Origin of the sequence: Stenotrophomonas sp. SXG-1 (assembly GCF_014083965.1) — a bacterium.
Lineage (GTDB): Bacteria > Pseudomonadota > Gammaproteobacteria > Xanthomonadales > Xanthomonadaceae > Stenotrophomonas > Stenotrophomonas geniculata.
On sequence record NZ_CP046588.1, the window covers coordinates 1,397,339 to 1,422,703 of the forward strand.

The window sequence follows — 25,365 nt, forward strand, 5'->3', positions numbered from 1 at the left end:
ACGTTCGGACAGATCGCCGGAACCTGTCGAAGGCGGGGTGGGTCCGGTTGCAGGGGCGTGAGCGCCATGGGCCCGAGGCATGCCTCGGGCGGGTTGGGCAGGACGCCCAACCCCGGTCTTGCCGTGTGCGCAGGACAGCGCACACGAGCAAGCGGCGACCGAGCTTACAGGGACGTACTTGCAGCGTCCCCTGCAACTGGACCCACCCTGCCTCCCCGCAGGAAGCCCGCTGTTGCTGTTGCTCTAGCCTCTGCGGGTGCCGGGCGCAGCCCGGCCAGCCCTCTCAGGCGAACAGCGGTGCCTGGCGTTGTTCCAGCCGCAACAGCGAGGCCTTGGTTTGCAGTCCGCCGCCGAAACCGGTCAGCGCGCCGTTGCTGCCGATCACACGATGGCAGGGCAGGATGATCGGGAGCGGATTGCGGCCGTTGGCCGCACCCACCGCGCGGGTCGCGCTGGGTTGGCCCAGGTGCTGCGCCAGCTGCAGGTAGCTCCAGGTCTGGCCGAACGGGATCAGCGCCAGCGCCTGCCACACGCGCAGCTGGAACGGGGTGCCACGTGGCGCAAGCTGCAGGTCGAACTGGTTGCGCTCGCCGTGCAGGAACTGCAGCAGTTGATCGCGTGCTTCCGGCAGTGCATCCGGGGCGTAGTGCCAGTCTTCGCGGCCGCGTGCCGGATGGCGGTTTTCCGGGAACAGCACATGCGACAGGCCACGCTCGTCACCGGCGATGGTCAACACGCCGATCGGGCTGTCGAAACGATCGAACAACAGGGTCATGTCGGTTCTCCAACGAAGGTGCCGGACAGGTGCCACAGATGCAGCACGGCATAGGCGCGCCACGGGCGCCACGGTTGCGAGCGGGCTTCGGTCGCACGCTCGCTCAGGCGCTGGCCTTGGGCGTGGCCGAGGACCTGCTGCAGCACCAGGTCACCGGCGGGGAAGGCATCGGGCTGGCCAAGTCCGCGCAGCGCGATGTACTGCGCGGTCCACGGGCCGATGCCGGGCAGTGCCACGCAGCGCGCAACGAATTCCTCCAATGCCTGACCGGGCCCGAAGTCGAGCTGGCCGCTGGCGCAGGCAGCGGCCAGCGCACGCACGGTGGCGGCGCGGGTGCGCGGCAGGCCGATCGATTCCAGCGGCGCCTCAGCCAGTACCTCGGGCGCGGGGAACTGGCGATCGAATTCCGATGGCATGCCCGGCAGGTGTGCGCCATAGGCATCGACCAGGCGCCGCGCGAAGGTGGTGGCCGCGGCCACGCTGACCTGCTGTCCGAGCACGGCGCGTACGCCCACCTCGAAGCCATCCCAGCCACCGGGCACGCGCAGACCGGGACGTTCGGCGATGCCTCGCGCCAGCAGCGGTTCCTCGCCCAGCGCGGCATGCACCTGCTGCAGGTCGGCATCCAGATCGAACACGCGACGCACGCGGCGCACGATGTCGGGGATCAGGCGCGGATCGACCGCGCCCAGCTGCAGGCGCAGTTCCGGGCGTTTCGGGTCGGCGGTGACGCGCAGCAGGGTGGGGCGCTCGGGTGTGCCGAGCACGCGCTGGTAGCTGTCTTCGCCGATCAGTTCGATGCCGGGCAGGCTGCGCTTGCGCAGGAAGGCCAGCATGCGCGGGAAATCCAGCGGTGGACGGTACACCAGGCGCAGTACCAGGCCGCCGTCATCGGCGGCCGGCGGCTGATGCTGGCGACGCAGTGCCGTCGGTGCCATGCCGCAGCCCTGCAGGAAGGCGGTATTGAAGCGGCGCAGGCTGTTGTAGCCGGCGGCCAGCGCAACATCGGTCACCGGCAGCGTGGTCTCGGTCAGCAGCTGCTTGGCCAGCAGCAGGCGATGGGTGGCGTGGATCTGCCCCGGCGTCGCGCCCAGGTGTTCAACGAACAGGCGCTGCAGCTGGCGCGCGCTGAGGCCGATCTTCTGCGCGAGGTCGGCAACGGGCTGCTCCTGCAGGAAGCCGCCATGGATCAGGGCGAGGGCGCGCTGCACGATCTGCCCAGCCAATGCCTGCTGTGCCTGCGGCGCCAGTTCGGGACGACAGCGCAGGCACGGGCGGTAGCCGGCGGCGGCGGCCGCAGCGGCGGTCGGGTAGTAGGTGATGTTGCGCGGCTTCGGTGGCGGTGCCGGGCACACCGGGCGGCAGTAGATGCCGGTGCTGCGCACGGCGGTGAAGAACACGCCGTCGAAGCGTGCGTCGCGGGCCAGACGGGCGCGGTCGCAGGCGGCGGTGTCGAGGGCGAGGGCGGTGTCCATGGCGCCAGTCTAGGCGTGTGCGGGTGGAGATACTCGCCACATTCGGACATGGATGCTGAAGGGGGATCTGGCAGGGCTGCGCCCTGCACCCGCAGAATCAACGGCAACAGCTGAAGCAACAGCAGAAGCAACAGCAGAAGCGGGATTCCTGTGGGATGGCGTGGTGGGGCCGGTGGCAGGGGACGCCGTGAACCCGTCCATGGGGGCTTGGTCGCGGCATCCATGCCGCTCACGCCCCTGCCACCGGACCCACCCCGCCTTCGACAGGTTCCTGAGGCTGTTGGTGGGTGTCGACCTTGGTCGACACGCTTTCCCAAGGGTCAGAAGGGGTTCAGTACCACGCGCTGAATGCGCGCCCCGGACGGGTAGACTGTGGCCCTTGCTCCCTTGAAATCCGGTTGCCCGATGTCCGCCAAACTCCGCTGGTTGCCCCTGTTGTGCCTGGCCCTGGCGGGCTGCAGTCAGCTGGAGAATCCGGGCAATGTGACCGCTGCCGACAAGGCGGCGCGGGCACCGGCCAGTGATGGCGAGAACATGGTGTCGATCAACGCCGCCGATGCGCCACCGCCGCCGGCGCCGCCGCGCAGCCGGGCGGATCGGCCGTGGCCGCAGGCGCAGCTGGAGAACGGGCGTGCGTGGGTCAGCTGCAGCACCGAATATGCCGGTGACGCGGGCGACGGTGTCGAGCTGGAAGGCCTGCAGCGCGAGCAGATCAGCCAGGCGCTGGCGCCCTGCGCCGAACGTGGCCTGATGCGCGTGCGCTACGCCGGCAAGATCAACCCGGGCTTCGCCGAGATGATGTGGCGGTTGGCCGTGGTTGCCGACCAGCAGAAGATCCACAAGCGCATCCTCGACCTGGATTCCAGCGGGGGCCAGGTGGAATCGGCGATCGTCGCCGGTGACAGTATCGGTGAATCCGGCTGGACCATCTGGGTGCGCGAAGGCTCGATCTGCCACAGTGCCTGCGTGTTCGTGCTGGCCGCCGGTGACAACCGCCTGCTGTCAGGCAAGGTCGGCATCCACCGCATGATGCGCATCAGCTCCAAGGCCACCTCGCGCGCAGAACTCAACCGCGAGCTGCACGAGGTCTACGACAACGTAAAGGACTACCTGCAGCGCAACGGCGTGGCGGTGGGCGTGGCTGATCTGATGATGACCGTGCCCAACCGCAGCCTGCGCCTGCTGACCGCGGACGAGCTGCGCCAGTACGGCCTGGATGGCACCAACGCGGTGCAGGACGATCTGGAACGGATCAAGCAGATGCGGGCCTGCGGCGATGATTTCGTGCAGCGCAAGGACGCGTTCCTGATCGCCTTCGACCAGCAGTGCAAGCGCGAAGGCGCCGACATGGAATCGATCAACAGCTGCGGCCAGGCACTGAAGCAGCGCTTCGGTTTCCCGGATGCAGTGTGCCCGGAAGAAAGCCCGCTGTCGGAGATCGACGTGGCAACGCTGCCGCCGGCACCGTCGGAGCCGCCGCCGGTGGCCGAACAGGCGCCGGCAGATTCCGGCACGCCTGCCGCGCAGGCCGATGCCGCCACGGTGGAAGGCAGCGCCAACGCGCGCTGACGAACAGCTCACCGCGCTGGCGTAGACTGCGGTTCTTTCCCGAGAACCGGCGGTGTCCATGAAGCGCGTGCTCCTGCTGCTGTCCCTGCTGCCCCTGACCGCATTGGCGCAGGCACCTGCGCCGGCCACGCCCGCCCCGGCACCCGCGCGCCCGGCACCGGCCTCGCCAGCGGCTGCAAAACCGGCTACCGCCGACGCTCCGGTGTTGACCGCCGCGCAGCAGGCGCAGGTGCAGAAACAGGACGCGGAAATGGGTGCGGCCGCAGTGAAGGCGGCGCAGCTGGTGGATGCCAACCGCGCAGGCGAATTGTGGGACGGCGCTTCGGCCGTCGCGCGACGTGCGGTACCGAAGGCCGCCTTCGTCAGCCAGTTGACCAGCGAGCGCACGCGCCTGGGTGCGTTGGCCGGCCGCGGCCAGCCGACCATTACCCGGGTCAAGTACAGCGCCGGCGCTGCGGTGCCGGAAGGGTTGTACATCAACGTCAGCTTCCCGACCCGTTTCGCCAACAGCGCGCAGCCGGTGCGCGAGCTGGTCTCGTTCCGTTTCGACGAGGACCAGGTGTGGCGCCTGGCCGGTTACAGCCTGCGTGCGTCGGCACCCTGAGGAGATGCATGATGGCAACTGAACTGACGATGCTGGCCTGGTCGGTGCTGCTGGGCTTTGTCTACATTTTCGCCACCTCCACCGTGGTCACCCGCGAGCGCGGGATGAAGTGGAATGCTTCGGCGCGAGATGGCGAAGCGAAGCCGGTCAGCCCGCTGGCCGGTCGCCTGCAGCGGGCCCAGGCCAACTTCCTGGAAACCTTCCCGTTCTTCGCCGCCGCCGCGATCGCAGTGGTCGTGGCTGGGCGCGGCAACGACACCACCGCGCTGGCCGCGCAGGCCTACTTCTGGGCGCGCGTGGCCTACTTGCCGCTGTATGCCGCAGGCGTGCCCTACGTGCGCAGCCTGGTGTGGCTGGTGTCGCTGCTGTCGATCCTGGCGCTGGTGTTCGCGTTGTTGTGACCCGGGCCTGATCCAGATCAAGGCCGGTCAGGTGTGTGGCGCTATGCTGGCCCGGACTGAATCAACGGCAGGAGGCGCGCATGCGCAGGATGGACGTGGTGGTGGTCGGCGCCGGACCGGCAGGCCTGTGCTTCGCGCGCGCGCTGGCCGGCAGCGGGCTGCAGGTCGGGCTGGTCGAAGTGCAGCCGCGCCAAGCCTTGGCCGAAGCCGCCTTCGATGGCCGCGAGATCGCGCTGACCCATGCCTCGCGGCAGAGCATGGAGCAGCTGGGGCTATGGCAGCGCCTGCCGCACGCCGAAGTCGCTGAACTGCGCGATGCCAAGGTGATGAATGGTGGCTCGCCGTTCGCGCTGACCTTCGCCAGCAGCCAGGTCGACGGCCAGCCGCTGGGCTGGCTGGTGCCCAATCATCTGATCCGCCGTGCTGCATGGGATGCCGTGCAGGGCCAGGACGGCCTGGAGCTGTTCGACGGGCGCAAGGTGCAGGGCGTGCAGGCCGATGCACAGGGCCATGTGGTCAAACTCGATGACGGCAGCCAATTGCATGCGCGGCTGCTGGTGGCCGCTGACAGCCGCTTCTCCGCCACCCGCCGCATGCTCGGCATCGGTGCGCAGATGCGCGACTTCGGCAAGTCGATGCTGGTGTGCCGCATGCAGGTCGAGCGCGACCATCACCACACTGCCTGGGAATGGTTCGGCTACGGCCGCACGATGGCGCTGCTGCCGCTCAACGAGGGCCAGGCGTCGGCGGTGATCACGCTGCCGCCGCGGCAGATTGAAGAACTGCTGGCAATGGATGAGGTGGCCTTCGGTGAGGCCATCAGCGGTTGCTTCGAACATCGCCTGGGCCGCATGCAGCCGGTGGCCACGCCGCAGGCGTATCCGCTGGTAGGTGTGTATGCGCACCGCTTTGTCGGCGGGCGTTCGGCACTGATCGGCGATGCCGCAGTCGGCATGCACCCGGTCACCGCGCATGGCTTCAACCTGGGACTGGCCAGCGCACAGCGGCTGGCGCAGGGCATCGTCGAGCAGCAGCGTCGCGGTGCCGACATTGCCGCGGCCGGCATGCTGGCCAGCTACCAGCGCGGTCACCGGCTGGCGTCGCGGCCGCTGTACGAGGCCACCAATGCGATCGCCAGCCTGTACACCGACGATCGCCGTCCGGCGCGCCTGCTGCGGGCGGCCGGCCTGCGCCTGGCGCAGGGCGTAGCACCGTTCAGGCAGCTGATTGCCTCGCACCTGACCCAGCGCGTGGCCTGAACAGCTTCAGATCAGCCGGCAGCCAGCACCCGGATCTGGCTGTCGGCGAATTCGACCACCTGGCCTGCGCGGATCTTGCAGGCCTTGCGCAGTTCGACTTCGCCATCGACCCGCACCTGGCCGTCACCGATGACCATCTTGGCTTCGCCGCCGCTGGTGACCAGGTCGGCCAGCTTCAGCAACTGCTTGAGTTCGACGTAGTCACCGTCGAGGTCGAATTCGAGAATCTGCATGGAGCGGGTTTCCTGGGAAGGGGCGCGGGCCAGCGGCCGGGCCGGGGAAGAGGGCGCGTATTGTGCGCCAGCACGGGGCATGACGACACGCGCACGGCAAGCTGTACGCCTTGTTCAGGATCAATGCGGTATGATTCCGCTCTGAGCGAGTGAAATCTCCTCCAACCGAGCAGCGCCAGGGCACGCGATAAGAAGGGCGCCCAAAGCGCGGACCATCACCTTTTTTATCGCACTGCCAGGAAGACGGCAGTGTCTTCGGAGTTCCCCATGTCCCAAGATTCCCAAGCGCCGCTGCAGTTTGCGCAGCTCGGCCTGTCCGAGCCCGTGATGCAGGCGGTCACCGCCATCGGCTACGAAACCCCGTCGCCGATCCAGGCCGCCACCATCCCGGCGATGCTGGAAGGCCGCGACGTGCTGGGCCAGGCCCAGACCGGCACCGGCAAGACCGCCGCGTTCGCGCTGCCGGTACTGTCCAACATCGACCTGCAGCAGATCAAGCCGCAGGCCCTGATCCTGGCACCGACCCGCGAGCTGGCCATCCAGGTTGCCGAGGCGTTCCAGTCCTATTCGTCGAAGATCCCGGGCTTCCGCGTGCTGCCGGTGTACGGCGGCCAGCCGTACGGCCAGCAGCTGTCGGCCCTGCGCCGTGGTGTGCACATCGTGGTCGGTACCCCCGGCCGCGTGATCGACCACCTGGACCGCAGCACCCTGGACCTGTCCGAGCTGAAAACCCTGGTGCTGGACGAAGCCGATGAAATGCTGCGCATGGGCTTCATCGACGACGTCGAAGCCGTGCTGAAGAAGCTGCCGGAGCAGCGCCAGGTGGCCCTGTTCTCGGCCACCATGCCGCCGCAGATCCGCCGCATCGCGCAGACCTACCTGCAGGACCCGGTGGAAGTGACCATCGCGGCCAAGACCACCACCTCGGCCAACATCCGCCAGCGTTACTGGTGGGTGAGCGGCATGCACAAGCTGGATGCGCTGACCCGCATCCTGGAAGTCGAGCCGTTCGACGCGATGATCATCTTCGCGCGTACCAAGGCCGGCACCGAAGAACTGGCCAGCAAGCTGCAGGCCCGTGGCCTGGCCGCTGCCGCCATCAACGGTGACATGCAGCAGGCCCAGCGTGAGCGCACCATCGCCATGCTGAAGGAAGGCAAGCTGGACATCCTGGTGGCCACCGACGTGGCCGCCCGTGGCCTGGACGTGGAGCGCATCAGCCACGTGCTGAACTACGACATCCCGTACGACACCGAAAGCTACGTGCACCGCATCGGCCGTACCGGCCGTGCCGGCCGCAGCGGCGAGGCGATCCTGTTCGCCACCCCGCGCGAGAAGGGCATGCTGCGCCAGATCGAGCGCGCTACCCGCCAGCCGATCGAAGAGATGCAGCTGCCGAGCGTGGAGGCGGTCAACGACACCCGCATCAACAAGTTCACCTCGCGCATCAGCGAAACCCTCGGCGCCGGTGGCCTGGACTTCTACCGCCAGCTGCTGGAGCGCTTCGAGAACGAGCAGAACGTGCCCGCCATCGAGATCGCCGCCGCGCTGGCAAAGCTGCTGCAGGGTGACACCCCGTTCCTGCTGCAGCCGCCGGTGCGCGCCCCGCGTGAAGAGCGCGCGCCGCGCGAGCGCTTCGACCGTGGCGACCGTCCGGAGCGTGGCGATCGATTCGACCGCAACGAGCGTGGTCCGCGCTTTGAGCGTGGCCCGCGTCGTGACGACGCCGAAGGTGGTTTCGAGCAGCGTCCGCGCCGCGAGGTTCCGCCGCGTGGTGCGCCGGAGCAGGGCATGGAGACCTACCGCATTTCGGTGGGCCACCAGCATGGCGTGAAGCCGGCCAACATCGTCGGCGCCATTGCCAACGAAGCCGGACTGGAAAGCCGCTTCATCGGCCGCATCGACATCCACGACGACTTCTCGCTGCTGGACCTGCCGGCGCAGATGCCGCCGGACGTGCTGTCGCACCTGCAGAAAGTGTGGGTGTCCGGCCAGCAGCTGCAGATGCGTGCGCTGGCCCCGGGTGAAGACACCAACCCGGCCCCGCGTCCGTTCAAGCCGCGCTTCGACAAGCGTGGTCCGGGCGGCCCAGGTGGCCCGCGTCGTGGTGGTCCGGGTGGTCCGGGTGGCCACGGCGGCGACCGCGGCGGTGACCGCGACAGCCGCCCGCCGCGTCGTGACGGCTTCAAGCCGCGCGGTCCGCGCAGCTTCTAAGCCGCACCCGCAGCCGTCCTGATCAACGCCAGCCTCCGGGCTGGCGTACAGGAAAAGGGGACGGAGGGGATGAAGTCGTAAATGGCAGGCCGCGCGCTTATGCCGAAAACGACTTAATCCCCTCCGTCCCCTTTTTCGCATGGCCCACACATGGCCGGTCATAGGCTGGGCCGGTTCCAAGGGAGGTTGTCACCGCAGCACATTCGGGGGGATCCGGGATGGGTAGAAGTGGCACGGACCAGCAGAGCCGGCGGGTGCCGATGACCCGTGGCCTGGGATTGCGCTTTGCGTTGTTGACGGGCATGGCGATCGGGTTGGTCGCGCTGTCCGCCTTGATCCAGGAGCTGCAGGCGGCCTCCACCGCATGGATCGCCGGCCAGGGCTACTGGTCGCGTGGTCAGCAGGATGCGACCGCCGCACTCAGCCGCTATCTGGCGCGCGGTGATGCCCAGGACCTGGACGACGCGCGCCAGGCGCTGCGGATTCCGTTGGGGGATCTGCAGGCCCGGCTGGCGCTGGAACAGGCGGTACCGGACGAGGAGAAGGCCAGGCAGGGCTTCCTGCAGGGCGGCAACGCGCGCGCCGATATTCCGCGCCTGGTGTTCTCGTTCCGCTATGCACGCGACATCGGTGCATTCCGGGAAGCAAGCACGCTGTGGCGACAGACCGATGATGACCTGTTGGCCGTGCAGCGGCTGGTCGCCGAGCTGCAGTCGGGGCATGCCCAGGGGGCGCTGCGAGTGGCGGACCGCGACCGGTACCTGCAGCAGCTGCGTGATCTGGACCGGCGGTTGCAGGTGCAGGCACAGGCATTTTCCCAGGCGTTGCTGCGCATGGCCACGATGGTGCGGATCGCCACGCTTGTGGTCGGTGGGCTGTCGGTGCTGGCGATCAGCCTGATGGCTGTCGCGCTGGCGCGCCGCGTCGGCAAGGACCTGACCGAGCACGAAAGCCGCTTCCGTGCGGCCTTCTACCAGGCCAATGTCGGCATGCTCAAGCTCGACACCGACGGCAAGGTGATCGAAGCCAACCAGGCGATGGCCGATATCCTCGACTACCGACGCGACGTGCTGCTGCAGATGTCGCTCGGTGATCTGTTGATGGAAGGCGAACTGGTCATCGATGGCGTCGGCCGCATTGACTGGGACCGGCAGCTGCGGCCGAGTGAGCTGCGCTTCTGCCGCCGCGATGGCAGCCTGGTGTGGGGGCGCTGGAGTGGCACCGGCGTGCGCAGCGCGGGAGGTGGCCTGTCGGTGTTTGCGATCATCGAGGATGTCAGCCAGAACCATGCCCTGGCGCGCGAGATCGAACACCACGCCAGCCACGATCCGCTGACCGGCCTGATCAACCGGCGCGAGATCGAGCGGCTGCTGGAACGTTCGCTGCTGCAGGTGCGCAGCGACGGCGGCACGCATGCGCTGTGCTACATCAACCTGGACCACTTCAAGCTGGTCAACGACAGCTTCGGCCACGCCGCCGGTGACCAGATGCTGCGCAGTTTCGCCGACTATCTGGTGGCTGCAGTGCGTGACGGTGACTGGGTCGGCCGCCTGGGCGCCGATGAGTTCGCCGTGTTCCTCGCCCATGCCGGGCAGGACGAGGCCAAGCGGGTGCTGCAGCGGGTGATCCGCAACCTGGGCCAGGCCACGTTCCCGATCAGCGAGGGCAGCCCGCAGCTGAGCTGCAGCATCGGTGTGGTTGAAGTCAGCGCCGACGCCCCCGATGCGAACTGGCTCATGAGTGCTGCCGACAGCGCCTGCTATGCCGCCAAGCAGGCCGGTCGCAACCGGGTGCACTGTTTCAATGAGAACCGCATGGCGCTGGAGGAGCGCCGCCGGGAAGCCGAGCGGTTGCAGGGCGTCAGCCTGGCGATGGCCGAGAACCGCATGCTGCTGTATGCGCAACGCATCGCCCGCGTGGGCGATCCGACCTACCTGCACTACGAAGTGCTGGTGCGCATGCGCGGTACCGACGGCAGCCTGCACCTGCCCGGACAGTTCATGCCGGCAGTGGAGCGCTATGGCATGGCGGTGGCGCTGGATCGTCACGTGCTCGGGCTGCTGTTCCGCCACCTGCAGGTGTGCCCGGCACACGTGCGCCAGCTGGGCCTGTGCAACGTCAACGTCTCGGCGCAGTCGATCGCCGAGCCCGGCTTCCTCGCCTTCGTCTGCGACCTGCTCGAGCGCAACCGCGCGCTGGCCTCCAAGCTGTGCTTTGAGATCACCGAGACTGCGGCGATCAGCAACCTCACCCAGGCCCGTGCTTTCATCGATGCGGTCAAGGCGCGGGGCTGCCGGATGGCACTGGATGACTTCGGCTCCGGCCTGTCTTCTTTCGGCTATCTGCGCCAGTTGCCTGCGGACATCCTGAAGATCGACGGCGCCTTCGTGCGGGACATGGATACTGATCCAGTCAGCCACGCCACAGTTCGCGCGATCAGCGAGCTCGGGCGCGAGCTGCAGATGGAAGTGGTGGCCGAGTGGGTGGAGACCGCCGAGGTTGCCGGTGCGCTGACCCGGCTTGGCGTGCAGGGCCTGCAGGGCTATGCCATCGAACGCCCGCAGCCGCTGGAGCGGCTGACCCTGGCCGATCTGCGCCCGGTGCGGCTGGTCGCGGTGAAGGGGCCGCCGGGGGCTGGCTGAACGGCGTGGCGGCGACTTTGGTCTACACGTGCGGCGTACGTCCGGCTGCGATAATGCCGGCCAGGGGCGACGCGCAGTGGGCGCGGGCGTAAGCAACAACAGGATGTGGCGTGGGCGGCAGGCAGTGGCAGTACGGAACGGGAGCGGTGCTGGTCGTACTGCTGGCGTGGTTGGCGACGCCGTGGCCGCTGCAGGCCGCAGCGGTGGAATCGGGGCGCGATTACCTGCTGGTCGGTGGCGCCACCGATGAGCCCACCCCGCATCGTGCGTGCACGCCGCACATGCTGTCGGGCCCGCGCCAGCAGGTGCTGGTGACGGCTCCGCAGGAAGGCTGGTCGGGCCAGCCACAGGCGCTGGACGTGTTCAATGTCTTTGCCGGCGAAGTGCGGGTACAGCACGGTGACCGCGAAATCTGCGGCAACATGCACGACGCCCGCACCCGTGATTCGCGCTTCCGTGCAGGCATCGGCCTGGTGGCCGTACCGCCGGCCGGCAGCCATGAGCCGTTCCTGGTTTCCTGGCAGACACCGCTGAAGACACGTTGGGTACCGACCCTGCGGCTGGGCGCGCCCAGCCCGGTGCAGCAGAACGACACCGCCCGCCTGCTGATGCGTGCTGCCTGCATCGCCGTGGCGATCGCACTGGCGCTGTCGGCGTTGATGGCCTTCCTGACCACGCGCGATCGCAGCTTCCTGGTTTACGTCGCCGGCACCACGGTACTGGTGCTGTGGCAGGCGATCCTCGGTGGCCTCAGCGGCTACCCGGAACCGTGGCTGCCGGTGGGGGAGCGTGGGGCCTGGTGGCTGCTCTCGCTGACCGCCGCCACGCAGGCGCTGGTACTGCCGGCACTGTGGCGGCTGAACGGCGGTGACCGCGTATGGCCACGGTCGCGGCCGCTGCAGGCGACCGTGCTGTGGGGCCTGGTGGCGCTGGCCGTCCTGGTGCCGTGGCTGCGCTGGGAACAGCTGGCCTGGGTCGCGCAGGGCCTGCAGGTGACCTATCTGCTGGGGTGTGGCCTGGCGTTGCTGATGGGCGTATGGGCACGTTGGCGTGGCGACCGTTGGTCGCAGGCAGGACTGGCCGCATTGGCACCCATGCTGGTCCTGATCATCGCCGATGCCTGCCGTGCGGAATGGTTGTTGGAGTACCGGGTCGAAGCACTGCAGCTGGCGGTGACCTGGCTGCTGATGATGGCCGCCTATGCCATGAACCAGCGGCTGGGCCGACTGCGCCAGCAGCGCGATGAACTGCGTCAGCTGGCCGAAACCGACGGCCTGACCGGACTGCCGAATCGCCGCGCCGGCCTGCAGCAGCTGGCCCGTCACCTGGCACAGGTCGACCGTGAGCGTGGCCCGCTGGTGATCGGCTTCCTCGACATCGACCTGTTCAAGGACATCAACGACCGCCACGGCCATGCCGTGGGCGACCAGGTACTGGTGGCGGTGGCACGCGCGCTGCGCGCTGCGGTGCGCAGCCAGGACGAAGTGGTGCGGATGGGCGGCGAGGAGTTCCTGCTGCTGATGCCCGGCATGCCGCGCGAGGCGGCGTCGGCGCGGCTGGACCGCCTGCGCCAGCGCATCACCGAGGCCGGGCAGGCCCTGCAGGTGCCGGGGCTGGAAGTGACCGCCAGCATCGGCCTGGCGCAGTGGCGGCCTGGCGAGGACGATCTGGCCGGGCTGTTGCGGCGGGCCGACCATGCCATGTACGTGGCCAAGCGCGCCGGCCGCAACCGGGTGTTCGACGGTGAAGAGCTCGATCCGCCCGGCCTGGCATGAAGCGCTGCGGGCGGCGATGCCGGATAATAGGCCGATGACCACCCGACTCAACAAACATATCGCCGACACCGGCTTCTGCTCCCGCCGCGAGGCCGATCGCCTGATCGCCGCCCGCCGGGTCACCGTCAACGGCCATCCGGCCGGCACTGGCGCGGTGGTGGGCGACGAAGACCAGGTGCTGGTCGACGGCCAGCCACTGCGCGCGCGCGTGGCCCGCAAGCCCGGCGCCCGCCGCCATGTCTACATTGCGCTGAACAAGCCGGTGGGTGTCACCTGCACGACCGAAACCTCGGTCAAGGGCAACATCGTCGATTTCGTCGGCCACGAGCAGCGCATCTTCCCGATCGGGCGCCTGGACAAGGAATCCGAAGGCCTGATCCTGATGACCAGCAACGGCGACATCGTCAACCAGATCCTGCGTGCCGAGAACGGCCACCAGAAGGAGTACCTGGTGGCGGTCAACAAGCCGGTTACCGATGAGTTCCTGCGCGGCATGGCGCGCGGTGTGCGCATCCACGACCAGATGACGTTGCCGTGCAAGACCTCGCGCATCGCCAAGTTCGGTTTCCGCATCACCCTGCAGCAGGGCCTGAACCGGCAGATCCGCCTGATGGCCGCCGAATTCGGCTATCGCGTGACCCAGCTGCGCCGCGTGCGCATCGACAACATCAAGATCGGCGCGTTGAAGCCGGGCCAGTGGCGCAACCTGACCGAGCAGGAGCTGCAGGGCCTGTTGCCGAAGCAGCTGGACTGGTAAACGGCCTCTGTAGAGCCGAGCCTTGCTCGGCTGCCCTTTTGTCCGGGTGCAGCCGAGCATGGGCTCGGCTCTACATCGGCTAGACTCCGCAGTGACCTGCCGGAATGTGACGCTGCATGATCAAGCCCGACAAGCCTGCCAATGAAGCCCTTCGGCTCGAGGCGCTGTACCGCTACCGCATCCTTGATTCGCAACGCGAAAAATCATTCGACGACCTGGTGGCGATCGCCAAGGCGGTCTGCGGTACCTCGATGGCGGCGGTGACCCTGATCGATGTCGAGCGGCAGTGGTTCAAGTCGATCCAGGGCATCGACGCGGCGGAGAACCTGCGCAGCGAATCGATGTGTGGCCATGCCATCCTGCAGCCGCAGGAAATCATGGTGGTCGAGGACGCGTTGCAGGACATCCGCTTCCACGACAACCCGGTGGTGACCGGTGACCCGCACATCCGCTTCTACGCCGGTGCGCCACTGATCAGTTCCGATGGCCTGCCACTGGGTACGTTGTGCGTGTTCGATGCACATCCGCAGCACCTGCCCAGCGACAAGGCCGAGGCACTGGCCGCTCTGTCACGGCAGGTGATGCTGGTGATGGAGCTGCGCCGTTTCGCGCTCGACATCCAGAAGCACATGCTGGAACGCGATGACTACGAGCGCCTGCTGTCGGAGTACCAGGACGTACTGCTGGCGCAGAATGCCGACCTGGCCGAGCAGAGCCGCACCGATGCGTTGACCGGACTGCCCAACCGCCGCGCGATGGCGGCGGCACTGGAAGAGGCGGTGGCGGAGATCGATGGGCAGCCGGGACTGGCCTGCGTGGCCTTGCTGGACATCGATCACTTCAAGCACATCAACGATTTCCAGGGCCACGCCACCGGCGACCGGGTGCTGGCCGAGCTGGGCGTGCTGCTGCGCTCGCACTTTGCCGGCCGTGGCATGGCCGCGCGCTATGGCGGTGAGGAGTTCGTGGCGGTGATGCCGGGCACCGATCTGCACACGGCCGAACTGCAATGCGAGTTCCTGCGCCTGGCCGTGGCAGACCTTCCGCTGGGTTTCCCGGTCACGATCAGCATCGGCGTTGCCCAGCACCAGGCAGGTGAAAGCGTGGATGACATGCTGGCGCGCGCCGACAAGGCGCTGTACCGGGCCAAGGGCAACGGTCGCAACCGTGTGGAACGGGCGGGCTGAGCCCTGCATGCAGTAGTTCCACGCCATGCGTGGATGATTTTGCCGATGGGATAACGCCGTGTCGCGGCCTGTGCGATTGTGCCCGGCGAATATGCCGTTCCTGTTCCCACGGACGCCGACCATGCTGCAGACCCTGGCCATCGCCCACTATCGTTCGCTGCACGGGCTGGTCCTGCCGCTGCAGCAGTTGAACGTGGTGACCGGTGACAACGGCAGTGGCAAGTCCAGCCTGTACCGCGCGCTGCGCCTGCTGGCGGAGACCGCACAGGGCGGCGTTGCGGCGGTGCTGGCCCGCGAAGGGGGGCTGGGTTCGGCGCTGTGGGCCGGCCCCGAATCCATCGATCGCCGGGTCGCGGCCGGCGAGATCCCGCTGCAGGGTGGCCCTCGGCAGGCATCGGTGGGATTGAAGCTCGGCTTCACCACCGACGAATTCGGCTATGCCATCGACCTGGGCTACCCGCCGCCCAGCCATTCGGCGTTTGCGCTGGATCCGCAGATCAAGGTGGAGGCGATCTGGGCCGGGCCGTTCCTGCGCAGCGCCAACCTGCTGGTTGATCGCCGTGGGGCAATGGTGCGGCAACGTCATGCGCGCGGCTGGGATCTCGTGGATGACCGGTTGTCGCTGTTCGACAGCCTGTTCACCCAGGTCGGCGATCCGCAGCGCATGCCGGAAACCATCGCCTTGCGTGAGTACATCCGTCGCTGGCGCTTCTACGACCATTTCCGCAGCGATGCCGATGCCCCGGCGCGACAACCGGCGATGGCCACGCGCACGCCGGTGCTGCATCACGACGGCCGGGATCTGGCGGCAGCCTGGGTGACCATTCTCGAAATCGGAGATCCGGTCGCGTTGGCACGCAGCGTTGACGATGCGTTCCCCGGCGCCACGGTCGGCTTCGAAGAGCTGGACGGTCGACTGGCCCTGCGCTTCCACCAGCCGGGGTTGCTGCGGCCGTTGTCGATGGCCGAACTGTCCGACGGTACGCTGCGCTTCCTGCTGCTGGCTGCTGCGCTACACACGCCACGCCCGCCGCCGCTGCTGGTGCTCAACGAGCCGGAGACCAGCCTGCATCCGGACCTGCTGCCGGCGCTGGCGCGGCTGATCATCGCGGCCAGTGCGCGCAGCCAGGTGTGGGTGGTGTCACACGCCAGCCGCTTGATCGCAGCACTGGAGCAAGCGCCCGGCTGTCATTCGCTGCACCTGCACAAGGAACAGGGCCGCACGCTGCTGAGCGGGCAGGGCCTGCTGGATGCGCCGGCATGGCACTGGCCGCAGCGTTGATACGGCCATCCACGCCCTGCGTGGACGCGCTCAATCGGCGATGTTGCGTGCCTCGGCCGTGCCAAGGATTTCCGGATGCTGCACCGGCTTGCGGCGGTTCAGCAGCGGATGCAGGAACACCGCGCCGACGATGATCGCCACGCCCAGGTAGAACCACGGGGTGACCTCGTGCTGCTCGCGCAGCAGCACCACCGCCAGCACCACCGCATAGACCGGTTCCAGGTTGGTCACCAGCTGCACCGTGTAGGCGCTCAGGTGGCGCAGCGCGACCAGGGCCAGGGCGAACGGCAGCAGCGTGCAGAAGCCGGCCAGTACCAGCAGCAGGATGCCGTCGTGCAGGTCCGGAACCACCCACAGCGGGCTGGCCAGCGCCGGCAGCAGGTAGGGCATCAGCGGTGCCAGCAGGGTCAGGGTGAGGGTGCCCGCACCCAGCTCCAGTGCGGTGACCGTGAGCGGATCCGCGTGGCTGACCATGCGCTTGTTGAGCGAGCCGAACACTGCCACCAGCAGCGCCGAGATCGCGCCGATCAACACACCGAGGCGCATGCCATCGGGCACGCCGCCAACCACCAGCGCAACACCCGGCAGCACCGCCAGGCCGAACGCCAGTTCACGCAGCTGGAACGGCCGCTTGGCCACCCATGGCTCGATGATCGAGGTGAACACCGGCGCCAGCGCGATGCAGGTGGCGGCCACCGAGGCGTTGGCCAGCTTCACCGCGCCGTAGAACGTCAGCCAGTGCAGGGCGACCAGCGCGCCGATGCCGGCGTAGCCGGCCACCAGCCGCAGGGGCAGGGTACGCAGCCCGCGCCACACCCGTGGCAGCAGGGCCAGCATCGCCGTCACCAGCAGCATGCGCCACCATACCAGCGGCAATGCGGGCAGGGTGATCAGCTTGCCGAGGATGGCGGTGATGCCCCACAGCAGGACACAGAAATGGATCTGCCACAGCGCTTTGCGGGTGTCGGGTGTGCTCATCTGCCTATTGTGAGGCAAGGCGAACGTCGCAGCGCTACCCGCGTGTGGAATGACTGCTCTGGTCAACCTGCCGCTGCAGCGCCATCGCTGCCGCCGGGTTGCGCGCCTTGCCTGCGCCGATGCACAGGAGGTAGACCTCGCGCGGGCTTTCAGGGGCGGGCCCTGCCAGGCAGGGCAGGTCGTCCACCGGCTCGCCGCGCGACCAGCGCCTGGCCCGTTCGGCCCAGCGCTGCTGCACGGGCGCCAGCAGGCCCTCCTTCAAGCGGGCCTGGCTGCGCTTGATCCGTGCGTAGACGAAGCCGGCGCTGACATCGCCGTGCAGGGGCGCCTCGTCGCTGTCCTCGATCACCACGGCCACGCCATGCGCGCGTGCGGCGGTAACCAGTGCCGGGCCATGCGCCTCGGCATTGCGGACTTCCAGGGCGTGCTGCAGCGGCACGCCGCCCAGCTGCTTGGGCAGCTGCGCCATCAGCCGTTCCAGCGCTTCGGCGTCGGCCGGATGCCGCGGATCGAACTGCCACAGCAGGGGGCCCAGCCGGTCGCCGAGTGCGAGTGCGGCCTGCAGGAAGGGCGCGGCTGCCTCCACCGTGCTGGACAGGTCGCGGCGCTGCACCAGGTAGCGTGGTGCCTTCATCGAAAACCGGAAGCCTTCCGGCGTCTGCGCGGCCCACTGCGCGCACTGTGCTGCGGTGGGCGTGCGGTAGAAGGTGCCGTTGATTTCGATGCAGCGCAGGGCCCGGCTGGCATGGGCCAGTTCTTCACGCTGCGGCAGGCCCACGGGGTAGAAAACGCCGCCGCGCCATTCGGGAAACACCCAGCCGCCGATGCCGCAGCGGATCGCTGCGGCGGTCACTGGTCGTGGTCCGCGCGCCACGGATCGTAGCTGCCGAACCACCACAGGTAGCCTTCCGGATCGGCGCAGGCATAGCCACGGCCGCCGTAGTCCTGGTCGGCGATGTCGATGACGATGCGGGCGCCTGCGGCCTTGGCCCGGGCGTAATGGGCGTCGGCATCGGTGACGATCACGCAGGCACTCTGGGTCTGGCGGCCGCCCACCTCGTCCGGCATCGCGGCATGCTGGCTCCAGGCGCTTTCCCTGTCGGCCGAGCCGAGCATGATCATGCCGCTGCCGAAGGTCAGCTGCGCATGGAACACCGTATCGCCATCGGCGTAGACAGCCTGGGCATGGAAGCCGAAGGCGCGCTGCAGCCAGTCGATGGCGGCCTGCGCGTCGCGATAGCGCAGGCACGGAATGATGGTGGAGCCGTTGCTCGGTTGGCCGTTCCCGCCCATGACACCCCTCCTATGGCACAGGGCAGGGTGCGCCGCAGAACGTTACCATCCCGCGAAACCCCGGTGACGGCCTGCACATGGCCGCCACCCCTGTTCGGAGATCGTGCTGGATGAAACCCTGGATTGGAGGAGCCGTGCTGCTGGCGTGCACGACCATGGCGAGTGCTGCCACCCCGGCGCAGCTGCAGGACCTGGATGCGACCGTCGAGCGCGTGCGCGCGCAGTTCGACGTGCCCGGCATTGCCGTGGCGGTGGTCAAGGATGGCGAGGTGGTGCTGGAGCGCGGCTGGGGCGTGCGCGAGCAGGGCAAGCCGGAACCGGTGCAGGCCGATACGCTGTTCGCCATTGCTTCCAACACCAAGGCGTTCACCGCCACCTCGCTGAACCTGTTGGCCGAGGACGGCAAGCTGAAGATGGACGACAAGGTGATCGACCACCTGCCGTCGTTCCGCATGTCCGACCCGTTCGTGACCGGGCAGATGACGATCCGTGACCTGCTGTCCCACCGCAGTGGCCTGAGCCTGGGCGCTGGTGACCTGCTGTTCTGGCCGACCACGTCCTACAGCAATGCCGAAGTGGTGGAGCGGTTGGGCAGAGTGCCGCTGAAGGGCGGTTTCCGCGAAAGCTATGCCTACGACAACATCCTGTACGCGGTCGCCCAGCAGGTGATCGAGCATGTCTCTGGCATGAGTTACCAGCAGTTCCTGCAGACCCGCATCTTCGACAAGGTGGGCATGGCCGGCACGCGCTACAACGCCGATCACCTGAAGCCCGGCGACAAGGCCGCGGTCGGCCACGCCAAGTACGATTTCAAGGACCTGCGCACCGTTGCGCCGCTGACCTGGTCGAACAACGCCGGCGCCGGTGGCATCTATTCCAGCGCGCATGACATGGCGCGCTGGATGAAGGTGCAGCTGGCCGAAGGCAAACTGGCCGATGGCACGCCGCTGTTCAGTGAAAAGAGCCAGCAGCAGATGTGGCGGATGATCACCCCGCAGTCGATCCCGGCGCCGAGCGTGCCGGAGCTGGCACCGGCGCGAGCCAATTTCGCCGGCTATGGCGAAGGCTGGAGCCTGAGCGATTACCGTGGGCAGAAGCTGGTCTGGCACACCGGTGGCTGGCCGGGCATGGTCTCGCGGCTGACCCTGGTGCCGGGCGAGAAGCTGGGCGTGGTGGTGCTGACCAACCAGGAAGTGGGCGCGGCGTTCAATGCGATCACCCTGAGCGTGCTCGATGCCTATCTGGGCGGCGAGAAGCACGACTGGGTGGACGCCTATGCCAAGGCCGTGGCCAAGGGCCAGGACAAGGCCGACGAAGCCTGGGCCAAGCACCAGAGCGCGCGCGACAAGGGCAGCAAGCCGTCGCTGGCACTGGCCGGCTACACCGGCACCTTCCGTGACCGCTGGTATGGCGACATGCAGATCAGTGCCGAGGGCAAGGGCCTGCGCCTGCGCTTCATGAAGACCGCGCAGCTGAGCGGGCGCCTGGAGCACTGGCAGCACGACACCTTCATCGTGCGCTGGGACGACCGTTCGCTCAACGCCGACGCGTTCGTGAACTTCAGCCTGGACCCGGACGGCAAGGCACGCGAGGTGCGCATGCAGTCGATCTCCGACCTGACCGATTTCAGCTTCGATTTCCAGGACCTGCTGTTCACCCCGGCAACGTAACCCGATGCGGCCCACATGATCGGTAGCGCCGGGCCATGCCCGGCGAGCGCGCAGCGCGGTTGCAAGGGGAATCGCCGGGCATGGCCCGGCGCTACCAGAACCGGGGCATCATCGGCTGGCGTACACATCCGGCGTGGGATACTTCGCCGCTTGCAAGAGGCGAGGGAATGCAATGTTCCGTTGGTTTGAATCCCTGATTCCGGTGTTCCCGCCCGTGGACGGGCGCATGCCGCCGCGCAAGGTGCTGCCGTTCTACCTGCACTACCTGCGCCCGGTGTGGCCAGTGCTGCTGGCGACCCTGATCGCCGGCCTGCTGCTGGCGCTGGTGGAAGTGGCGATGTTCGATTACCTGGGCCGCATCGTCGACATGGTCGCCGAGCAGCCGGGTGCCGGCTTCTTCAAGCGCCACGCCAATGAACTGGGCTGGATGCTGTTCATCACGGTCATCGCGCGGCCGATCCTGGTCGGCCTGCACAACCTGCTGGTGAACCAGGCGATCGTGCCCGGCCTGAGCAACCGCTCGCGCTGGCTGATGCACAACTACGTGGTGCGGCAGAGCCTGAGCTTCTTCCAGAACGACTTTGCTGGCAGCGTGGCCAACCGGGTGATGCAGACCGGTACCTCGTTGCGCGAGTCGGCGGTGCAGATGGTCGATTCCCTCTGGTACATCGTGGTCTACACCGGCACCGCGCTGTACCTGTTCGCGCAGGCCGACTGGCGGCTGATGGTGCCGCTGATCCTGTGGCTGCTGGCCTACGTGGTGATCATGGTCTACTTCGTGCCGCGCGCGAAGGAACGGGCATGGATTGCCTCGGAAGCACGTTCGAAGGCAATGGGCCGCATTGTCGATGGCTACACCAACATTCCCACGCTGAAGCTGTTCGCTCATGGCGGGCGTGAGCAGGCCTACGTGGCCGAGTCGATCCGGGAGCTGGCGGTCAAGCACCGCGCACAGACCCGCATCACCACCGGCATGGACCTGACCATCGCCATCGTCAACGGCTTCCTGATTGCCGGTACCTGCGGTCTCGCGCTGTGGCTGTGGAATGGCGGCCACATCACCGTCGGCGCGATCACCCTGGCCACCGGCCTGGTGATCCGCATCCACAACATGTCCGGCTGGATCATGTGGACCATCAACGGCATCTTCGAGGACATCGGTACGGTGCAGGATGGCATCACCACCATTGCCCAGCCGCTGACCGTGCAGGACCGCGAGGACGCGGTGCCGTTGCAGGTGACCCGCGGTGGCGTGCACTTCCAGGACATCCACTTCCACTACGGCAAGAAGGGCGGCGTGATCGCAGGCCTCGACCTGGTGGTGAAGCCGGGCGAGAAGATCGGCCTGGTCGGTCCGTCCGGCGCCGGCAAGTCGACCCTGGTCAACGTACTGCTGCGCCTGTACGACCTGGAAAGCGGCCGCATCCTGATCGACGATCAGGACATTGCCTACGTTACGCAGGAAAGCCTGCGCCAGCAGATCGGCGTGGTTACCCAGGACACCTCGCTGCTGCATCGCTCGATCCGCGACAACCTGCTGTACGGCCGCCCGGATGCGACTGATGAGCAGCTGCGTGCAGCCGTAGCCAAAGCACGTGCCGAAGCCTTCATCGATACGCTGGTGGACGGGCAGGGGCGTCGTGGCTACGACGCGCATGTGGGCGAGCGTGGCGTGAAGTTGTCCGGTGGCCAGCGCCAGCGCATCGCCATTGCCCGCGTGCTGCTGAAGGATGCACCGATCCTGGTGCTGGACGAAGCGACTTCGGCGCTGGATTCGGAAGTGGAAGCAGCGATCCAGGACAGCCTGGACCAGTTGATGGGAGGCAAGACGGTGATCGCCATCGCGCACCGGCTGTCGACCATCGCGCGCATGGACCGGCTGGTGGTGATGGACCAGGGCCGCATCGTCGAGACCGGCACCCATGCCGAGCTGATTGCTGCCGGTGGCCTGTATGCGCGCTTGTGGGCGCGGCAGACTGGTGGCTTTGTGGCTGCCGATCAGTGACTTCGATGTGACCGCGTTGCAAGGTGCCAAGTTACATCGTCACCCGTCCGGATGATTTGAGGTTTCACTTGCTCCGATGTTTGGAGGTCGCGGCTGATCGCCAAAGAACACCCTGGCATCGGGGATGTATCCCTCGTCCACGAGTACCGCGGCCATGCCTCTTGAATGCAGAAGATCATCCAAGGGCAGAGTGGTGAAAACCGTACTGTGCCGCGAAGTAGTTGAGCGGAGCACTGCAACCCAGTGAGTTCGTCTCTGGATATCAAGGTCAATATTCATTGTAGTGGCGATCGCGTCGTTGGTCAGACGAGCCCAGCACCGGGAGGGCGATGGAGGGGCATGCAGGAGCGCGCCCGATTCAATATCTCCCTCTGCCCACGCATGACCTAGCTCATCTAGGTTATCGAGCCAGGGCCGCAGGCTTGATGTGGCATCCGAGAAGCATTTGCGGTCTTTCACGGAGTCAATGTGAAAATTCTGGATAGTTTCCCTGCCCCCTCTCACCCGCATCGGGAAGCGGGCGTTGATCATCGGGATCCCATGATCGCGGGCCATACGGTCAATGGCTCGAGAAAGTGGCTCACCGGCTCGGGCTCCACTGAATTGCAGTGCAGCATCATGAATTTTCCAAGCCGCGTACATTGGGCGCATCCTCTCAATGCTCGCGTCATGCAGGCCATAGAGAATCTTGAGATCGCTCAATCGCGTGTACTCTTCTTCGGTGAGCTCGTCACGAAGCGTTCTTCTACCTGAAAGGAACTTGAGCTTGCGGATGGCGGGCCACAGAATGAGGCTGCGAAATACCCCGCCATCGTGCTCCACGGTCACGCCCGGAGGGCTCAGAATTGCATCAGACGTCGAGATTGCTGCTTCAACGCTGCGAGTATCGATGGATAGGCTCTTTCTTAGGGGTTGAATCGTGCCCAGTACAAGCAGCGTTGAAGAGCCTTTTCTGAACTGCCAGATGCGCGGGCCGGGGGCTGAGTGGACCGCGTGGATCGCAGGAAGATGAGTTGCATCGGCATTCTCTTGATCCGTTGCGTATCCATTGATGGGCGCCATCGCCATCAGGGCGATGGCCGCCAAGGTAATGGAAGGAGAATGAAATCTATCCATGTTCAATCCAGGCATGCCGTATAACGCGTGTGTGGCTTGGTTCGCGGGTCATTGGAGAACATGTGCCAAGCTTCATCGATTGTTTCGGGGTGGAACATCGGGAACTTGGAGGATTTCATGAAGTGTTGCCTGATGTACTGCCAATAGATGGCCTGAGGTCCCATTGCACGCTCAAGGAAACGATAGACTTCAGCCATCGTCCAGTAGTCAGCTACTTCAGATGGAAGCGATGCTCGCGTCTGTATAGGCTCGATGGCATCTCCGAAAGTAATAGTTGCTCGAAGATCCCGGTCAACGACGGAGATGGCTGGCAATATGCAACTTCCGGTTTTGCGCGCCATTGCGGCGGTTCCCAGCATGATGTCCAAGGGGCGCCCCAAAAATGGAATGCAATAGGTTTCTTCGCGAAAGCGGTGGACATCGGGCATCATGATGACTGCAGCTCTATTTTTCAGTGCGCGAAGCGCTATGCCTATCCCTCTGGCATTCGAGTGGATGATGCTCGCGCGGCATCCGGCGTGATTGAAGAGCCGGTGGTACAGGTCGTCGAACAATTCGTTGCCTGCATGGTTCTTTGGGTCGCCATAGAAGATGTAGATGTCACGCCGATGGCGAATGTGCTCCATCAGACGGACCGCAGACAGGATATAGTGGCCGTGATGCGGCAGTGCGATCACAACTCCCCTGTCGGCAGGGAGCTTTCCATCGATTGAGGAGTAGTCGGAACGGTCGATGCTGTGGACCGCCTCCAACAGTGACGGGCGGCAAAGGTCAGCCAACTGGGAGCTGATGGAGGCTTTCGATTGATACCAGCTGTAGTAGGAATCCATATCGAGTCCGCTGACTTCGCATGCGGAGAGGATGGCTTTCCTTTCCCTATCGGAAAGGGTCAATCCAAGCTGTTGCTCTGTCTGGACGCTGTGCCGAAAGGTGGCCTCCGGGGCAGGCTGACGACTCTCATGTGCTTGACTTTCGTGCATCCTGGACCTCCTTTGCTCGCTGCGATGCGCGGTAGAGGTTCTTGAGTTGTCCATGGAGCCAATCGAAATGCTTGGGATTGAAGTCAGGATGCTTCCAGTACATGTGCATCAGAGCTGAGTGAAAGACACGCTGACGGAATCTGCTCTCGGCTAGCCGTGTAGCAGGCCATCGCTTTGTCTGAACTGGTTGCGCGAGCCAGTCTCCTCCAAGCTTCTGGTTGGAATCCAGATGGTTCGAAATAGTGCGCAGAACGGAAGTGATGGGTGAGCAGGGTGGCAATGTGATCGTGTCATCGCATGTGCCTGTCATGATTTGAAATTCGTGGATGCTGTTGAGGACTCCTTCCACCAGAGGCAGGTAGCGCTGCTGCCCGTGGTGGGATGTCAAGACAGGAGCGTCAAGGCTGGATGTAAGCTGGTCACTGAACACGATAATGGTGTGAATTCCCGCATCACCCTCCAGTTTGCGAAGCGCGTCGGATGGCGTTGTCGAGTAAGCGGGATCTGTGCCAATTATCTCGGTGATCAATCCCCTTCTGCGGAGTTCGATAGCGCGATTAATATTGGATCGAGTCGTCGCGGCAATGATTGCGGTCGATGATGATGTGTCGTTTGGCAAGGGGAATGTTCCATCGCATCGCATGCGGCTTTGTTCTGGGCTTTGTGCTATTCGGCTCATGCCGTCATGACTGCGAGTCATCGTGATTCTGATCCTGTTTGATAGTGTTGATGACACGCATCCACGCCGCGTGCCATCAACGGAGTCTGTCAGCGCTCTTCGTAATTGTTCGATCCGCAGCAGTCACTGCTGAATGCGGCTACTTTGATTTCGTCCGCCTCGGTTTCAAACACTGCGTCGAGGGATCTTGCATTTGCGCTGGATGATTTCATCCATGCGGCGACGGCGCTTGGATCTGAAATGGTTGCGGATGCGTGCATGACGTATTTCCTTTTATAGGTGTGTGTTGATGACCAGGGCACATCCCTTGGTCGGCATCAAGAATGCGCCGTCCGTATGGCTACTTGCTGTCAGTGGTAGCGGGTTCGTTGCGTAGGACTTCTCTTCTAATTTCTGCATCAGTCTCGTAGTCGAGCAAGCTGCTCTGCGCGTTGTGTCCGTGGCTTGTTCTGATGCGTGGAGCTTCTCTTG

Annotated in this window: 22 protein-coding genes; 12 read left to right on the forward strand and 10 right to left on the reverse strand. The window is 66.1% G+C overall.

Features of this window, described 5'->3' with window-relative positions; genetic code table 11:
* Nucleotides 1-283 precede the first annotated feature (283 nt).
* Nucleotides 284-775 carry a methylated-DNA--[protein]-cysteine S-methyltransferase gene (locus GOC52_RS06375; protein ID WP_191850964.1) on the reverse strand — a complete coding sequence of 164 codons (492 nt, stop codon included), beginning with the start codon at nucleotides 773-775 and terminating at the stop codon, nucleotides 284-286.
* Complete coding sequence (locus GOC52_RS06380; protein WP_049455656.1) at nucleotides 772-2,250, reverse strand: DNA-3-methyladenine glycosylase 2; 1,479 nt, start codon at nucleotides 2,248-2,250, stop codon at nucleotides 772-774. Before GOC52_RS06380 ends, GOC52_RS06375 begins: the two co-directional genes overlap by 4 nt.
* Nucleotides 2,251-2,655: 405 nt before the next feature.
* On the opposite strand from GOC52_RS06380, the gene GOC52_RS06385 reads away from it, so the two are divergent.
* From GOC52_RS06385 to ubiM, 4 genes are all read left to right on the forward strand, one after another.
* On the forward strand, nucleotides 2,656-3,819 hold the full coding sequence (locus GOC52_RS06385; RefSeq protein WP_010486407.1) for a COG3904 family protein: 1,164 nt from the start codon (nucleotides 2,656-2,658) through the stop codon (nucleotides 3,817-3,819).
* Nucleotides 3,820-3,877: 58 nt separating this feature from the next.
* A complete protein-coding gene (locus GOC52_RS06390; RefSeq protein WP_143994054.1) occupies nucleotides 3,878-4,423 on the forward strand; it encodes a DUF4019 domain-containing protein in 546 nt (181 codons plus the stop codon).
* Between the two features lie 11 nt (nucleotides 4,424-4,434).
* Nucleotides 4,435-4,824: an MAPEG family protein gene (locus tag GOC52_RS06395; RefSeq protein ID WP_010486403.1), complete on the forward strand. Its 390-nt coding sequence runs from the start codon at nucleotides 4,435-4,437 to the stop codon at nucleotides 4,822-4,824.
* An 80-nt stretch (nucleotides 4,825-4,904) separates the two neighbouring features.
* Nucleotides 4,905-6,083 (forward strand): 5-demethoxyubiquinol-8 5-hydroxylase UbiM, encoded by a 1,179-nt coding sequence (gene ubiM / locus GOC52_RS06400; protein WP_049455657.1) that lies wholly within the window; start codon nucleotides 4,905-4,907, stop codon nucleotides 6,081-6,083.
* 11 nt (nucleotides 6,084-6,094) lie between these two features.
* Here ubiM and GOC52_RS06405 read toward each other — a convergent pair whose 3' ends face one another.
* Nucleotides 6,095-6,316 carry an RNA-binding S4 domain-containing protein gene (locus GOC52_RS06405; RefSeq protein ID WP_010486399.1) on the reverse strand — a complete coding sequence of 74 codons (222 nt, stop codon included), beginning with the start codon at nucleotides 6,314-6,316 and terminating at the stop codon, nucleotides 6,095-6,097.
* 267 nt (nucleotides 6,317-6,583) lie between these two features.
* Here GOC52_RS06405 and GOC52_RS06410 point away from each other — a divergent pair, with 267 nt between their 5' ends.
* The 6 genes from GOC52_RS06410 to GOC52_RS06435 all read left to right on the forward strand — a co-directional run bounded on the left by GOC52_RS06410 (nucleotide 6,584) and on the right by GOC52_RS06435 (nucleotide 16,173).
* The gene (locus GOC52_RS06410) at nucleotides 6,584-8,530 is read left to right on the forward strand and encodes a DEAD/DEAH box helicase (RefSeq protein WP_019337605.1); all 1,947 of its coding nucleotides are present in this window, start codon (nucleotides 6,584-6,586) and stop codon (nucleotides 8,528-8,530) included.
* Between the two features lie 218 nt (nucleotides 8,531-8,748).
* Nucleotides 8,749-11,172 carry a putative bifunctional diguanylate cyclase/phosphodiesterase gene (locus GOC52_RS06415; RefSeq protein ID WP_191850966.1) on the forward strand — a complete coding sequence of 808 codons (2,424 nt, stop codon included), beginning with the start codon at nucleotides 8,749-8,751 and terminating at the stop codon, nucleotides 11,170-11,172.
* 110 nt (nucleotides 11,173-11,282) lie between these two features.
* Complete coding sequence (locus GOC52_RS06420; protein ID WP_053442739.1) at nucleotides 11,283-12,947, forward strand: sensor domain-containing diguanylate cyclase; 1,665 nt, start codon at nucleotides 11,283-11,285, stop codon at nucleotides 12,945-12,947.
* Nucleotides 12,948-12,981: 34 nt separating this feature from the next.
* Entirely contained in the window at nucleotides 12,982-13,704 is a 723-nt protein-coding gene (locus GOC52_RS06425) for a pseudouridine synthase (protein ID WP_010486389.1), read from the forward strand.
* A gap of 116 nt (nucleotides 13,705-13,820) precedes the next feature.
* Entirely contained in the window at nucleotides 13,821-14,891 is a 1,071-nt protein-coding gene (locus GOC52_RS06430; protein WP_010486387.1) for a GGDEF domain-containing protein, read from the forward strand.
* Nucleotides 14,892-15,012: 121 nt separating this feature from the next.
* On the forward strand, nucleotides 15,013-16,173 hold the full coding sequence (locus GOC52_RS06435) for an AAA family ATPase (protein ID WP_019337609.1): 1,161 nt from the start codon (nucleotides 15,013-15,015) through the stop codon (nucleotides 16,171-16,173).
* A gap of 30 nt (nucleotides 16,174-16,203) precedes the next feature.
* Here the strand turns inward: GOC52_RS06435 and GOC52_RS06440 are convergent, their stop codons facing one another.
* The 3 genes from GOC52_RS06440 to GOC52_RS06450 are packed head-to-tail and all read right to left on the reverse strand — an operon-like array spanning nucleotide 16,204 to nucleotide 18,444.
* Nucleotides 16,204-17,151, reverse strand: a complete 948-nt coding sequence (locus tag GOC52_RS06440) for a DMT family transporter (RefSeq protein WP_010486385.1) — start codon at nucleotides 17,149-17,151, stop codon at nucleotides 16,204-16,206.
* Nucleotides 17,152-17,185: 34 nt separating this feature from the next.
* A complete protein-coding gene (locus GOC52_RS06445; protein ID WP_010486383.1) occupies nucleotides 17,186-18,004 on the reverse strand; it encodes a DUF72 domain-containing protein in 819 nt (272 codons plus the stop codon).
* On the reverse strand, nucleotides 18,001-18,444 hold the full coding sequence (locus GOC52_RS06450; RefSeq protein ID WP_019337612.1) for a VOC family protein: 444 nt from the start codon (nucleotides 18,442-18,444) through the stop codon (nucleotides 18,001-18,003). The genes GOC52_RS06445 and GOC52_RS06450 overlap by 4 nt, the downstream gene beginning before the upstream one ends.
* A 110-nt stretch (nucleotides 18,445-18,554) precedes the next feature.
* On the opposite strand from GOC52_RS06450, the gene GOC52_RS06455 reads away from it, so the two are divergent.
* Together GOC52_RS06455 and smrA are read left to right on the forward strand one after the other, a co-directional pair.
* Nucleotides 18,555-20,114, forward strand: coding sequence for a serine hydrolase (locus GOC52_RS06455; protein WP_191850968.1), 1,560 nt, complete (start codon nucleotides 18,555-18,557; stop codon nucleotides 20,112-20,114).
* Between the two features lie 172 nt (nucleotides 20,115-20,286).
* Nucleotides 20,287-22,119: a multidrug efflux ABC transporter SmrA gene (gene smrA / locus GOC52_RS06460; protein WP_010486377.1), complete on the forward strand. Its 1,833-nt coding sequence runs from the start codon at nucleotides 20,287-20,289 to the stop codon at nucleotides 22,117-22,119.
* A 39-nt stretch (nucleotides 22,120-22,158) separates the two neighbouring features.
* Here smrA and GOC52_RS06465 read toward each other — a convergent pair whose 3' ends face one another.
* From GOC52_RS06465 to GOC52_RS06480, 4 genes are all read right to left on the reverse strand, one after another.
* Nucleotides 22,159-23,235 carry a TraB/GumN family protein gene (locus GOC52_RS06465; RefSeq protein WP_049455661.1) on the reverse strand — a complete coding sequence of 359 codons (1,077 nt, stop codon included), beginning with the start codon at nucleotides 23,233-23,235 and terminating at the stop codon, nucleotides 22,159-22,161.
* A 2-nt stretch (nucleotides 23,236-23,237) separates the two neighbouring features.
* Entirely contained in the window at nucleotides 23,238-24,215 is a 978-nt protein-coding gene (locus GOC52_RS06470; RefSeq protein ID WP_019337616.1) for an LpxL/LpxP family acyltransferase, read from the reverse strand.
* Nucleotides 24,193-24,915 carry a hypothetical protein gene (locus tag GOC52_RS06475; protein ID WP_143994084.1) on the reverse strand — a complete coding sequence of 241 codons (723 nt, stop codon included), beginning with the start codon at nucleotides 24,913-24,915 and terminating at the stop codon, nucleotides 24,193-24,195. Before GOC52_RS06475 ends, GOC52_RS06470 begins: the two co-directional genes overlap by 23 nt.
* 68 nt (nucleotides 24,916-24,983) lie before the next feature.
* Nucleotides 24,984-25,154 (reverse strand): hypothetical protein, encoded by a 171-nt coding sequence (locus GOC52_RS06480; protein ID WP_160314098.1) that lies wholly within the window; start codon nucleotides 25,152-25,154, stop codon nucleotides 24,984-24,986.
* Nucleotides 25,155-25,365: the final 211 nt, after the last annotated feature.

Bases quoted from the DNA above. Each gene is read 5' to 3' on its own strand.
- GOC52_RS06375 (WP_191850964.1), bottom strand. From the start codon at position 775: ATGACCCTGTTGTTCGATCGTTTCGACAGCCCGATCGGCGTGTTGACC.
- GOC52_RS06380 (WP_049455656.1), bottom strand. From the start codon at position 2,250: ATGGACACCGCCCTCGCCCTCGACACCGCCGCCTGCGACCGCGCCCGT.
- GOC52_RS06385 (WP_010486407.1), top strand. From the start codon at position 2,656: ATGTCCGCCAAACTCCGCTGGTTGCCCCTGTTGTGCCTGGCCCTGGCG.
- GOC52_RS06390 (WP_143994054.1), top strand. From the start codon at position 3,878: ATGAAGCGCGTGCTCCTGCTGCTGTCCCTGCTGCCCCTGACCGCATTG.
- GOC52_RS06395 (WP_010486403.1), top strand. From the start codon at position 4,435: ATGGCAACTGAACTGACGATGCTGGCCTGGTCGGTGCTGCTGGGCTTT.
- ubiM (WP_049455657.1), top strand. From the start codon at position 4,905: ATGCGCAGGATGGACGTGGTGGTGGTCGGCGCCGGACCGGCAGGCCTG.
- GOC52_RS06405 (WP_010486399.1), bottom strand. From the start codon at position 6,316: ATGCAGATTCTCGAATTCGACCTCGACGGTGACTACGTCGAACTCAAG.
- GOC52_RS06410 (WP_019337605.1), top strand. From the start codon at position 6,584: ATGTCCCAAGATTCCCAAGCGCCGCTGCAGTTTGCGCAGCTCGGCCTG.
- GOC52_RS06415 (WP_191850966.1), top strand. From the start codon at position 8,749: ATGGGTAGAAGTGGCACGGACCAGCAGAGCCGGCGGGTGCCGATGACC.
- GOC52_RS06425 (WP_010486389.1), top strand. From the start codon at position 12,982: ATGACCACCCGACTCAACAAACATATCGCCGACACCGGCTTCTGCTCC.
- GOC52_RS06430 (WP_010486387.1), top strand. From the start codon at position 13,821: ATGATCAAGCCCGACAAGCCTGCCAATGAAGCCCTTCGGCTCGAGGCG.
- GOC52_RS06435 (WP_019337609.1), top strand. From the start codon at position 15,013: ATGCTGCAGACCCTGGCCATCGCCCACTATCGTTCGCTGCACGGGCTG.
- GOC52_RS06440 (WP_010486385.1), bottom strand. From the start codon at position 17,151: ATGAGCACACCCGACACCCGCAAAGCGCTGTGGCAGATCCATTTCTGT.
- GOC52_RS06450 (WP_019337612.1), bottom strand. From the start codon at position 18,444: ATGGGCGGGAACGGCCAACCGAGCAACGGCTCCACCATCATTCCGTGC.
- GOC52_RS06455 (WP_191850968.1), top strand. From the start codon at position 18,555: ATGAAACCCTGGATTGGAGGAGCCGTGCTGCTGGCGTGCACGACCATG.
- smrA (WP_010486377.1), top strand. From the start codon at position 20,287: ATGTTCCGTTGGTTTGAATCCCTGATTCCGGTGTTCCCGCCCGTGGAC.
- GOC52_RS06465 (WP_049455661.1), bottom strand. From the start codon at position 23,235: ATGGATAGATTTCATTCTCCTTCCATTACCTTGGCGGCCATCGCCCTG.
- GOC52_RS06470 (WP_019337616.1), bottom strand. From the start codon at position 24,215: ATGCACGAAAGTCAAGCACATGAGAGTCGTCAGCCTGCCCCGGAGGCC.
- GOC52_RS06475 (WP_143994084.1), bottom strand. From the start codon at position 24,915: ATGACTCGCAGTCATGACGGCATGAGCCGAATAGCACAAAGCCCAGAA.
- GOC52_RS06480 (WP_160314098.1), bottom strand. From the start codon at position 25,154: ATGCACGCATCCGCAACCATTTCAGATCCAAGCGCCGTCGCCGCATGG.